The sequence below is a fragment of the Croceitalea sp. MTPC5 genome (genome assembly GCF_036985505.1).
In the GTDB taxonomy this organism is placed as follows: domain Bacteria; phylum Bacteroidota; class Bacteroidia; order Flavobacteriales; family Flavobacteriaceae; genus Croceitalea.
In genome coordinates, this window is sequence record NZ_BTGQ01000004.1 from 360,929 (window position 1) to 373,500 (window position 12,572).

Annotated in this window: 11 protein-coding genes; 5 read left to right on the forward strand and 6 right to left on the reverse strand. The window is 34.0% G+C overall.

Annotation, left to right across the window (positions count from 1 at the left end; translation table 11 throughout):
* Position 1 precedes the first annotated feature (1 nt).
* The 5 genes from AACM45_RS14325 (at position 2) to AACM45_RS14345 (ending at position 5,720) form a co-directional block, all read left to right on the forward strand.
* Positions 2 to 1,438: a class I SAM-dependent DNA methyltransferase gene (locus tag AACM45_RS14325; RefSeq protein WP_339143533.1), complete on the forward strand. Its 1,437-nt coding sequence runs from the start codon at positions 2 to 4 to the stop codon at positions 1,436 to 1,438.
* A gap of 3 nt (positions 1,439 to 1,441) precedes the next feature.
* A complete protein-coding gene (locus AACM45_RS14330; RefSeq protein ID WP_339143534.1) occupies positions 1,442 to 3,430 on the forward strand; it encodes a restriction endonuclease subunit S in 1,989 nt (662 codons plus the stop codon).
* 1 nt (position 3,431) lies between these two features.
* Positions 3,432 to 4,334: a DUF5655 domain-containing protein gene (locus tag AACM45_RS14335; RefSeq protein WP_339143535.1), complete on the forward strand. Its 903-nt coding sequence runs from the start codon at positions 3,432 to 3,434 to the stop codon at positions 4,332 to 4,334.
* 3 nt (positions 4,335 to 4,337) lie between these two features.
* The gene (locus tag AACM45_RS14340) at positions 4,338 to 5,054 is read left to right on the forward strand and encodes a hypothetical protein (RefSeq protein ID WP_339143536.1); all 717 of its coding nucleotides are present in this window, start codon (positions 4,338 to 4,340) and stop codon (positions 5,052 to 5,054) included.
* A 189-nt stretch (positions 5,055 to 5,243) separates the two neighbouring features.
* Positions 5,244 to 5,720 (forward strand): hypothetical protein, encoded by a 477-nt coding sequence (locus AACM45_RS14345; RefSeq protein WP_339143537.1) that lies wholly within the window; start codon positions 5,244 to 5,246, stop codon positions 5,718 to 5,720.
* Positions 5,721 to 5,785: 65 nt separating this feature from the next.
* Here the strand turns inward: AACM45_RS14345 and AACM45_RS14350 are convergent, their stop codons facing one another.
* The 6 genes from AACM45_RS14350 to AACM45_RS14375 form a co-directional block, all read right to left on the reverse strand.
* Positions 5,786 to 7,357, reverse strand: a complete 1,572-nt coding sequence (locus tag AACM45_RS14350; RefSeq protein ID WP_339143539.1) for a hypothetical protein — start codon at positions 7,355 to 7,357, stop codon at positions 5,786 to 5,788.
* A gap of 2 nt (positions 7,358 to 7,359) precedes the next feature.
* Positions 7,360 to 7,818, reverse strand: a complete 459-nt coding sequence (locus AACM45_RS14355; protein WP_339143540.1) for a hypothetical protein — start codon at positions 7,816 to 7,818, stop codon at positions 7,360 to 7,362.
* Between the two features lie 24 nt (positions 7,819 to 7,842).
* Complete coding sequence (locus AACM45_RS14360; RefSeq protein ID WP_339143541.1) at positions 7,843 to 8,682, reverse strand: hypothetical protein; 840 nt, start codon at positions 8,680 to 8,682, stop codon at positions 7,843 to 7,845.
* Positions 8,679 to 9,083 carry a hypothetical protein gene (locus AACM45_RS14365; protein WP_339143542.1) on the reverse strand — a complete coding sequence of 135 codons (405 nt, stop codon included), beginning with the start codon at positions 9,081 to 9,083 and terminating at the stop codon, positions 8,679 to 8,681. The genes AACM45_RS14360 and AACM45_RS14365 overlap by 4 nt, the downstream gene beginning before the upstream one ends.
* A gap of 618 nt (positions 9,084 to 9,701) precedes the next feature.
* Positions 9,702 to 10,403 carry a hypothetical protein gene (locus tag AACM45_RS14370; RefSeq protein WP_339143543.1) on the reverse strand — a complete coding sequence of 234 codons (702 nt, stop codon included), beginning with the start codon at positions 10,401 to 10,403 and terminating at the stop codon, positions 9,702 to 9,704.
* Positions 10,404 to 10,405: 2 nt separating this feature from the next.
* The gene (locus AACM45_RS14375) at positions 10,406 to 12,097 is read right to left on the reverse strand and encodes a P-loop ATPase, Sll1717 family (RefSeq protein WP_339143544.1); all 1,692 of its coding nucleotides are present in this window, start codon (positions 12,095 to 12,097) and stop codon (positions 10,406 to 10,408) included.
* Positions 12,098 to 12,572 lie beyond the last annotated feature (475 nt).

Genomic DNA, 12,572 nt, shown 5'->3' on the forward strand with positions numbered 1-12,572 from the left:
AATGGCGAACGTAGGAACAGTAGTAACAAACATTAGAAATATCATGCGTCAGGATAGGGGTATATCTGGTGATGCACAACGTCTGGAACAGTTGGGCTGGATGTTATTTCTAAAAATAATTGATGATAAAGACCAAGAACTTGAGCTCATAAAAGAAGATTATGAGTCTGTAATTCCAGAAAAGTTTCAATGGCGAAATTGGGCGGCGGACACCGAGGGTATCACAGGTGACGAATTATTGGATTTTATTGATAGAACCACTCAAAATGATAAAGGCCTTTTCGCTACTTTGAGTGCATTGACCAGTTCTAAAAATCCGAAACGGGCCAGTATAGTCCAGCAAATTTTTGACGGTACAAATAACTTCATGAAGTCAGGTTATGAAATGCGAAAGGTCATTAATGAACTTAACAAAATTGACTTCAATAGCTCAAAAGATAAACAAGTTTTTGGGACTATCTATGAAAGTATATTGGTCGAATTAAGGGATGCTGGAAATAAAGGCGAGTACTACACACCAAGGGCAGTGACTAGATTAATGACTTTAATGACCGATCCAAAATTAGGTGAAAATGTACTAGACCCGGCATCAGGAACGGCCGGATTTCTAACCGAGGCCATTGACCATGTAAGGGAAAATTATGTAAAAACTGTTGATGATGAACATGTCTTGCAAAACAGCGTTACTGGATGGGAATTTAAACCAGTACCTTTTGTGTTGGGTCTCACAAATCTAATTTTACACGAAATAGAAATACCGGATTACCATTATATTGATAGCCTAAAAAATGAATATAACAGTATTGGCAAAAAAGACCAAGTGGAAGTCATTTTGGCAAACCCTCCGTTCGGTGCGAGTATTGCAGACGGTGTGGAGACCAACTTCCCGGCAACTTACCGTTGTAAAGAATCTGCAGATTTGTTTGTGATATTGATGCTTCGATTGTTAAAACCAAAGGGTCGAGCAGCAATAGTGTTGCCAGATGGTTCCATCACAGGTGATGGTGTAAAAGCAAGAATACGTGAAAAATTATTGACCGATTGCAATTTGCATACCATCATTCGTTTACCACAAAGCACATTTCATCCAGCTACTGTAAGCACCAATTTATTGTTTTTTGAAAAAGGCAATAAAACCAAAGAAATATGGTATTACGAGCATAAATTACCAGAAGGTCAAAAAAGCTATTCCAAGACCAAACCGATTCAATTTGAGGAATTTCAACCTATTATTGATTGGTGGGATAACCGAGTAGAAAACGATTTAGCTTGGAAAGTCAATGTTAAGGATTTAAAAGATTGGGATTTAGATATTAAGAATCCAAATCAAGAAGAAGAAGCAACATTAATTTCTACCTCGGAAGCATTGCAAAAACTAAATGATTCAATCACAAAAAGTCAAGATTATATTGGCCAATTAGAAAATATGCTAAAGTAATTTATGGCCAAAGATTTTAAAATAAAGGACTTTTTAAAAAGAATAAAAAATACAGTCGAGATAAAAGACGGTGTTTTATATAAACGTGTTACTGTTTCTAGTAATCATAGAGGAGTATCATTGAGAGACAAGGTCGACGGCTCAAAAATTGGAACGAAAAAGCAATTTGTGATTACAGGTGGCGACTTTATACTTTCTAAAATTGATGCAAGAAATGGTGCTTTTGGAATAATTCCAAAATCGCTTGATGGTGCTATAATTACCGGAAATTTTTGGACGTATAAAGTCGATACCGAATTGGTAGATATTGAATGGTTTTTTTATTTCACCCATTCTTTCAACTTTCTTCAAATTTGCATTGAATCAAGTACTGGCTCGACACATAGAAAATATTTGGATGAAAAAGTTTTCCTAAATCACGGCATTGTTTTACCAAGCAAAAATGAACAAGTTGAAATGGTTAAAAGATATAAGGGGCAATCTGCAATATCAAATAACCTCACAAGAGAAATCAAAATTCAAAAACATGCACTTTCTCAACTCAAACAAGCCATTTTACAAGAAGCCATACAAGGAAAACTGACTAAAGAATGGCGGGCACAAAAGCCGAACACAGAACCTGCAAGCGAATTACTAAAACAAATAAAAGTAGAAAAAGAAAAGCTTGTCAAAAAGAAGAAAATTCGTAGGGAAAAACCATTGCCACAAATTTCAGAAGTTGAAATTCCTTTTGATTTACCAAAAAGTTGGGCATGGGTTAGGCTATTGGATTTATGTTCCAAAACTGGTTCAGGTAGCACACCTAGAGGGGGCAAATCAGCTTACATTAGTTCAGGAATTAAATTTATACGTTCTCAAAACGTCTATGATGATGGGTTAAGGACAAATGATATTGCTTATATATCTGATCAAATCCACGAAAAAATGAGTGGAACAAAAGTAGAATCAGAAGATTTACTGTTGAATATTACTGGCGGTTCAATTGGAAGATGTTGCATTGTTCCTCCAAAATTTGACACTGGAAATATTAACCAACATGTTTCGATAATAAGAAGTATTGATAAATCTTTTAGTTATTTTCTACATAAGGTAATTTGTTCAAATTATTTTCAAAGAACAATTATTGAAGTTCAGACTGGTGCTGGAAGAGAAGGCTTACCAAAAAGTAAAATGGACGAAATGTTGATTCCTTTTCCACCGGAAAAAGAGAGACAGGTCATTGTAGAAAAAGTAGGAGCTCTATTGCAAAAGTGTAACGCTTTAGAACAAGAGATAACTCGGAGTGAAAGGTTCTCCAATATGCTCATGCAAGCCGTTCTAAAAGAAGCTTTTGAGCCTAAATCCAAAAAGAAAACTAAAATTGTTAAGGTGCCAATCGCTCAAGAATTGGAAGAAAGACACTTTTTGAAAAGAAAAATGCTGGCATCCTACATTATCAATCAATCCAAAGACGATAAAAGGTTAGGAGATACGAAATTCGAGAAGCTTTTACACCTTGCAGATTATCATGTTCTAAAAAGAAATCTTGGGCAGGAATACAAGCAAAAAGCCGCTGGCCCATACGATAATAAATTTACCATTCCCTTTTTCAATCAAACCACTAAAGCCGGTTGGTTTCACAAGCAAGTCGTGGGCAAAATGAATAGGATATTGCCTGGAAACAACAATATCAAATCCCAAAATACTTACGACTATTTTTCACAGCAAGAATTGCAAAGCATTGATAACCTTCTAATCACCTTTAAAAGTTTTGATTATCAGATTCCTGAGATTATTTCAACCCTTTATGCTGTTTGGAATAATAGAATGATTCGAGGGCAACGGATAACAGATGATTTGTTGAAACAAGACTTTTTAGCATGGGATAAAGGAAAGGCAAAATATGTATATCCTAAAGATAGGGTTACGCCCGCATTGAATTGGATGAAAGAGAAGGGTTTTATCCCCGATGGTTGGGGTAAAATCATTGAATTACCAAAAAGTAAAAAGTAATATGGCGGATATAAAACTTTACAGTATCAATGGGGGAATAGCTACTTCAAAATCACCAATTGAATTCAATTACGAGCGAGAGATCCAAGCCCTTTGCGAAAAGAATTTAGATACATTTTTTGGAGTTCATTTTTTAGCATCAGAATATTCCACAGGAAATAAACATAAGGGCAGAATAGACACTTTAGGCATTGATGAAAACTTTTCACCAGTAATCATTGAATACAAACTTGATAGTAAGGAAAACGTAATCAATCAGGGCTTGTTCTATTTGGATTGGCTAATGGATCATCAAGCCAATTTTGAATTGCTCTGTATGAAAAAAAATGCATTGCCAAAAGATAAGCAAGTAGATTGGACCAACCCTAGATTATTGTGTATCGCGAAAGACTTCACTCGATATGACGATTATGCAATTGGGCAGATTAATCGGAATATAGAACTCATAAGGTACCGCATATTTGAAGGAAACAACGTCATTTTTGAATTGGCCGGAACGTCTCAAAAACAAGATTCGACCAGAACTTCAAATGGTTTGCCAACTAAATACCGAGACATGGACGATGCCATGAATGCAGCGTCCGATGATTTACTGGCTTTTTATCAAGAATTAGAAGATTTTATGTTCTCCTTAGGGGATGACGTACAGAAAAAAGAACTAAAATATTATCATGCCTTTTCCAGAATTAAAAACTTTGCTTGCGTAGAGATAAAGACCAAAAAGAAGGAGTTGGTCATCTACTTAAAGCTCGACTTTAAAAACTTAGAAAACCCTACCAAAAACATACGGGATGTTTCAAATATTGGCCATTACGGAACGGGCGACACAGAGGTCATTGTAAAAACAATAAAGGACTTAGAAGATACCAAAGGACTCATTGAAAACTCTTATAATAAAAGTTAAGCAATGAGCTTATATGAGGAGATTAAACGGGCCGTATGGCATGAAATGGGGCATCTCTGTATCGATATCATCAAGCCTACCCATCATATAGATTATGCGGTAAAGGAATTTTGCATAAAATATCGTCAAAGAAGAGATGATCTCCCTTCATGGGGCGGTTTCGTCAAAATGTTGCCAAGTATAAAATATTTGGAAATACCAAAAGATTCTTCTTTTATGGCTTATTCGTTGATGAGTCTTTGTGGCGGTTGCATTTTTGAAACAAGACATCTAGGGGGTGATTTAAAGGATTGTTTCGGACAAGACTTGAAAAGCGTTGGCTCCGGTGACTGGCGTGCATACAAAGGCATTGTTTCTACCTCTAGCAGAATACATCCATATTTTAGAGGAAATAAAGAAGTGTTTCAATTTATTGAATTTGATTATGTGAAATTAGTTCAAGATGAGATTTTAAAGCTTACCTATTTTTTTAAGGAACTGGAGAAGATCGTAAATAAGATATCCTCTGAAATTGAAAAGGATTTTTCATCCAAAGGAAAACCTTCTCCATATTCTTTACTAATAGATAATGAAAAGCTGGAAAAGTTGATAACCGAGGCAGCGGAAATATCAGAAAAATATGGTTTTACAGAAACGATATCCGCCTTGCGTGAAAGATTTATGGAAGAGTATGAATCATTCATAGAAAAATATAAAGACCCCAAACCAGAATCAGATTAAATTAAGGATTTGAACGACAAACTACTTTCGCTAATTCCCGACGAAATAAAATCAATTTCTGGTTCTGTTTTCTATTCTGGAAAAGAAGCGTTCCAAGGAAAAAAACTACTATATATTTTGGGATTAAATCCGGGTGGGTCGCCAATCCAACAGAATTATCAAACTTTGGAGTATCACACCAACAAAAATTTGAACAAATCAAATTGGTCAGAATACAGAGATGAAAGCTGGGGTGGTAAAAAGCCAGGCACCAACCGACTTCAACCACGCTTGCTACATTTATTAGAAATTCTTGAATTCAATCCAGCACAAATTCCAGCCAGCAATGTTGTTTTTGTTAGAACTCGAAGAGAAAAAGGGTTATCTAAGAACTTTACGGAATTGGCCAATCTCTGCTGGCCGTTTCATGAATATGTAATACAGACACAGAAAATCAAAAACATACTTTGTTTCGGCAAAACTGCTGGGGGTTTTGTAAGAAAGAAACTGGAAGCCCATATTTTTCAAGATGAATTCATTGAACAAAATAAAAGAAAATTGAAAACTCAGATTTTTTCCAACCCTGATAAAATAAATGTGATAGTGGCCACGCATCCTAGCATTGCCAATTGGTGCAATCGGAGCACTGACCCTTCCAACCTAATAAAGAGGTATGTAAACAAATAACTTGGGATTCGATTGTTTTTGTGTTTTTTAAATATTCTCTGCAAATAAATTTTTAACGAGACAATTCATTTTTTTATCTCTTCGAAATAAACGGCTTCAATATCTTTAATGATGGCCATATCCGATTCCAAAACGTTTGGGCCTATTAATTGAGTTTTCCGACAACTTGGACATTCTGCGCTTAGCTGCAGCCAAACTTTACCATTTTTCAAAAAGTCTATTTCTTTTGTTGGGATGATTTCTAACCAATTTTTTAGTTCATAGACTTCTTCCTCGTCAATCATGAAAATTATTTTATTGTTCTTGGCATTCTCTAAAGTCAATGGATTTTTCTTTCCTTTTACTTTGATTTTTATTTTGTAAATCGACGTGGCATGCCTTTGGGAAGAAATTGTCCTTTTTTCATCATCTACCGAAGAATAATCTGATTTAAAAGGATAATAAATCACTTTATCATCATATTCCAGCATATTTTTTCCTCGACCTAAGTTTTTAACTGCCCTAAACAAACCATTGTACCTAAATTCTATATTGGCGTAATCATCTTTATTTTCATCTAATTTCTCAATGTATTTGATACTCCTAGAATCCATTTCAATGTCCTTAGCCGAATTTGGCCCACTATCACCAAACAACTCTTTAAAAGAATATACAGTTGTCTGTTTTGGGTCAAGATATCGCAGAGTTGCTGTTATTAATTCAACATTGGATACGTCTCTTGAAAAACTGCCTTTTTGAGAAACCAGAATTTCTTTTTTACTAAAAGAGTATCCGGTCTTGATTTCATTAAACTTTAGATTATAACCTTCTTTAATTGCTGTTGCATTACCGTAGCTCGCCTCAGCTTTAGTTCCAAGCAACCTACTTTTATCATTCGAACTAGAATTTTCGGTATTAGAACTTTGATTTGAACTATCGACAACTGTAACACTGTCAATAAGATTACCATTTTCATCATAAACATTGGTCACTTTTGTTGTTTGTGGACTCAAAATATTTCCTGCAATATCTTTCAAACCGCTAGTACTATTATTTCCTAGATCATATCCAATCGAACCAGATACACTTAAATTAACCGTCTGCTCTCGGTTAAGGGTTCCAAGGTCAATCGTTTCATAAAGTGTCTGTATTTTATCAATGGTCTCAATTTGCCAGCAATTGCTACCCTTAATCCTTATTTCAGTATTTAACCATGCAATTCTTGAATTTGGATGTATTAACTGACCCAATGGTGCCGTTAAGGTATTTAGGGTAGCTTCGTGATACTGCTTGACATGATTTACATAAAGCCTAACCTTAACAGTCGTATAATCAGTTTTTTTGACTGATTTCTGTGTTTTAGGAACGAAGACCGGTTTCTTTAAGGCCTCAATGAATTTATCAGCATCCTCAATTTTACTGCTCAGTTCTTTGATGTAATGAACTTGGGTAGAATCCCTTAAATCCAAAAAGGTCTTTGGTTTTGGCTTCAGCTTGGATTTTGGTTCAGGTATTGGAACAATATTGACATCCATCCGGAAAAGATTATTTAGTTCTTGTTTTGAAACTTCAAAATCACCTCTATGTAAATTGGAGAGCTTTGGGGTAGAGCAACCAATAATACTTATCACGCTTAATATTAGAATCTTTTTTTTCATAATTATCCAATCTCAAATACATTATAATTTACCTTAATCCCTCGACAAAACTTGTAGGCTGTCTGTACAAAAATTGCAGTAAAATCATAGTCCAGTGCTTCGGAGTCACAACTCAGTATACCATCAACAAAATAATTTTCCTTTTCACCTGCAGCAAACGGATATTCTGTACCAGCATCGTAGATTATTCCATCATCTAAAAATGCGAGCGTATTTTGCGGGTCATTGACTTGTAATAAATTGAAAATGATACTTGCAGTAATACCTTCTTCGTTTACTAGATATTCTCTTATCTTACTCTTGAGATAGTTTGATGAATAATCATAATTCGTAATAGTCACATCTATCATTCCTTCGCCTGGTTGAATAACACCGTTTGCAAAGTGTTTGCCTCTGCCGACTATTTTTAATCTTGTTTTATTTTCTTCAATAGGGATAAGGGTGAAATGATTCTTACTCATAGCCACTTTATTTTTATGGTTGGATTATTTTATTTTCAAACTATCTAATGATTCATCTGTTTTTCGTGGTTCATTAGTAACTTTTTTGGATGCATCTAAATTTTCTTTACCAAAACCGAAAATGTGATTAAACTTCTTATCCTTTTCAGAATAAAAAAGTTCTACTTTTTCTAATTTCAGGCCGAGTTTTTTTAAATCAATAATTATGTCAAGCTGCCCTTTTTTCTGGAGTAAAAAATCAGCGTGAATTGGAGGTCTGACATTATTTTTTAAATCTTTACCATAAAGTACAGCCCACACCTTTTCTACATTGCCAAGGTTGCCCTGTATATAAAGGCTTTTTGAATCAGTTGTCACACTAAAATAAGTGTCTGGAACATCTTTGCTTTCTTCAAGGTTCTGTAAAAAAATCGCCAAAGGAAAGCAAATAAGAATAAAAAAGGTTGCTAATCCAACATAGCCAGCTGCGTCCTTTACCTTTTTTGATTGAGCTGCGATAATTCTAAAGTATGCCTCATTAATTTGAGTAGGACTCCGCATATCGGTGTTTCTTAACTCTAATTCACCACCATCAATGCTTACTTTATATTTTGCAATACCTACAATAACTAATGGTATTATGAACGCGAGATAGATGTACCATTTTGGAGATTCAAGATAAGTAGCATAAGTAACGCCTCCGACGCCCAAAAAAGCACCAGCAACCAAGTAATTGAGAAATTTATTCAGTGACTCTAGTCTTTGTGTGAGTGCTTGTGTAGTACCATCAATGGAATCCCTAGCTTTCTGTAACCAATATTCATCATATCTAACGAACTGATTCTTTGGAGAAGTATCGGACTTATCAGGCATGGGCTTACTCATTCGCCGTTATTTTTATGATTACTGTCTTCGAGAGGAGTGTCTAAATCCTTTAGTGCGATATAATTTTGATGATTGCTTTCACAATAGACAATCAAGTAATCAGTAGCTTCTTCAATCTCTTCAAATGTTGTTATACCGAAATTCTCCTGGGGTATTTGCTTTTGCATTTGCTCGTACCATTCCTTAATTAATTCAATCTCCTCATTTGTAAATTTTTCCGGCGTTTCTTGCGTTAACTTAAATTGTTTATTTACAGCGACTTTCGCTGCTGCAATTTGTGGTGGAGGAATATTGGCATCCGGACTATCAAGTGGAAATGTAAGTTGAACTTTGCCAGCACTTAGATTTACATAAAAATGAGGTGTAGGACAGTCTATGGCCTTACAAGTGACGAGTATCATGATTATCTAGTTTAAAGAAAATTAGCTATTTATATCTTTGTCAACCATCCCTATAAATAGGGATTTTGCCAAGATTAAAGGGAAAGCGAATGGGTATATAAAAGAGGCCCAAAAAGATAAGAAATCACTTTTTGATTATGGTGCACAAAAACCTTAAAAAAACTGTGGTTTTTCTATAATTTGTAGGTAGTTTTCAGGTAAAGTGACCTATCCGGTGAGCATAATTTTCCAACCCTCTCAAAATCCCTATATACAGGCCATTACAGCCTTCGGTTCGAATCCCTCCGGCTCCACTGAAGTCAAAATTCCATAATTAAATGCGAAAGCGAGCAAAAAAAAGCTCGCTTTTTGTTTTATGAGCGTAGCATTTAACAACCCAAAGGATTGAAATTTTGATTTTCAACCACGGCTAGGAGGGCAAGGAAAAAGCCAACTCCTGATTAAACTATTTTAATATGTTCTTTTAACGTTATTTAGACTCCCAGTTAGGGACATTGAAATTCTGAATCACTTAATAGGATTCTACAAAACTGGTAGCATCCTCATAATGGGATTATTAATTTGAGAAAATGCAAGTAAAGGATATAGAATGAAATTAATACACAAACAAGATTAATACTAAATACCCTCGGAAGTCCGTTCTAAAAATTTTTCATACTGTTTTTGATCAAAATTATTTTTTTTATAAATCTTAATTTTAACCTTTTTTTTAAAAGAATTCCATTCATCAATATAATTAAAATTCCGGCCCATAATTATGGGAAACAATGCTAGCAAAACAGGAGCTATCAATGTTGCTATTAATGAAACTAGTGGTTCTTTTCGTTCTAAATCTTCTCTGTAGGTATTATATAAATAAAAAATTAGCCAAACATATGACAACAAAAAGGTTAATAAAACTATTTTAATGCCAACAAGATTCAGTTTTAACCTATAATCAAGTTTATTTTTCAAATTATTTAATTGTGAAACAAGCCATTCATTTTCTTTAGAAGTTCTCTCTTTAAGTTCTTGGCATATTTCCGTAGTAATATCTATTGAAAACATGCGATTATCAAATACACATTCAAGTTCATCCTCAAAAGTCACATCGGCTTCTTTTTTAAAAATATTAACGCATTCAAGAGAATTATCTTGACTTTTGGTAATTGTAATTTTAGAAACCAAGGATTTGTTACAGTCTTCTCCATCAATAAAATAATCTTCTCCCCTGAAATGAGGTTCAAGATAATTTTCCTTTAAATTCTGAATATTGGTCTCATTCAGAATTTTTAGTATCCTATCATCTGTTAAGGCCAATTTCAAATGATAATAATGCATAATTATTTCGCTTTTTCAATAATTTGATTTTGTTCATTAGGACTAGGTTTCGGAACTACCAAGGTATCTTCGAATACCATAGAATTGAATTCTTGGTAAAACATAGGGTGAATAGCTAGAACATCTTGACTTTGGAAAGTTAAACCTCCCTTGATTTGATATTCGAAATCTGCTTGGCATATTTTTTTATCAGAGTCCTTGATTCTGGAAATGCTGGTTACCTTGCCGAGAATACCTGATTCTGCAAAAAGTCTTTCAATTTGATGTCGAGAACCCGAATAATCAATAATCAGACTTTTTGTTTCTCTTAAAAAAGATTGCATATCACCAAAAGTCATAATATTTTTTCTATCTGTAAAAGTCTTGTTTACGATGGGGTAAACATCAGTATAAATCTCTCTATACATATCCAAAACCGCAGAGCTTAAATCCTTTATTTCTGCATTAGTACCTTCAATTATATACTCTGGTGTAATCTTAGTGAAAGGAACTTTATTTTGATGCCCCAAAGACAGTATCTTATTGAAGAGTTGAATAACCTCCCTTGGTTTCTTTTGGGTATGGTTGATTACGTAGGAAAGCGTGTCATATTCAATTTTTGAATAGGTATTGATTGTTTTAGGAATGTAATTGTATATCTCATGAACACCTTCTTGTCCATCAGTATGACCTCTAGCATCTTCGATTCCCAAATCACTTAACATCAATGAATAACGCTTACTTATTAACTCTGCAATATCATTGTACTGCCAAAAAATGAAATGACTTTTCGTGTTTGTCTTTCCTTTATTCTCTGGATTCATATGGGGAACAATTTCACTCGGAAAAGCAACTTTTGCTTTAATTTTAGTCTGTCTAAATACCTGATCTATTTCTAATACAGCGCTTATTAGTCCAGTAATAGTATTCGAAAAAACCCTGTCATTAAATTTATAGCGCTCCTGGCTATCTATTAATACTAAACATGTTTTCTTTTCTTTATTTAAAACTGATATCAAACCATTTAGGGCAGAGAGATATTCCCTTGACTCAAGCTGTTTTATGGTTTTCAAAAGTGTTCCTATGAAATCAAGTTTATCATTCACATAAGATTCTTGATTCGCGTATAAATAATCTGTAATTGTCTGAATCGGAGAAAAACTAGAATGAAATTCCTCTTCCCCAATTAATTTTAAATCAACAAGGTATGTTCTTATTTTATCTAAATCTTCTCCTTTGACATCCTTGAAGTTTTTAAGAAGTCTTTTCATAGCGCAGACATTTATAATCCATTTGAAGAGTGATTTTGCCACATGAATCATTTCATCATCCGCTATTGAATCATTGTAAGATCGTAAAGCCATTGTCAAAGGCTTTAAATGGTTCTCTTTCTTGATTATGGTAGAATATGAATAAATAGACTTTAAATTCTTATTAGTCCTATGGTTTAACATTTGTAAAATTGATGTTTTACCCGTACCTCTTCTACCGAAAAGAAACAAGGTATTCTGAGAAGAAAATATCTCATAAGATTTAGTCAATACAAATCTGTCAGTAGAAAGTTTTTTGTTGTTGGCCCATTCTTTTGTGGCGTCAGGTTCCCCAATCCAAGTGTTTTGATCAATATAACCTTTATAAATACTGAAATCTCTATTGCCGTTGCCTACCGGTCTCGGTAGACCACATTGTTGAAGAATGGTTTTCTCAATTTTCATATTGGTAAATTCTTAAGGATTGAATGAAATTTTTGGAATTATCGAATTAATGTGACAAGTGATGCCCTCATTAAACTTTCCAATATTTTGATTAATTTGTCATTATTTCGACTTTTTTCAGAATAGTCTCTTATATCACTTTTTTTTGAACATCTAATGAAGATACTTAATGCTTTAAAATTCATTTAGTGATAATTTTTAATTTTATCCATGTACCTCAATTAATCAACCATAATATAGAAATGCTTTGCCTCATCTTTTTGATAAATATCAGGATAGATTCCTCTAATTTATCTCACTGTTTTAACCGTGGTTTATAATTCTTCGAAATACTAGTGCAGATAGTAGGTTCAAAAATTCCGAGTTCTTTCTTTTCACTATTTGCATTTACAATAGCAATACTCCGATTGATTAGTTCGTCAATTACTCCATTAAATCGCAATATCTTATTGTGGTATTTCTTTATGAGATTTTT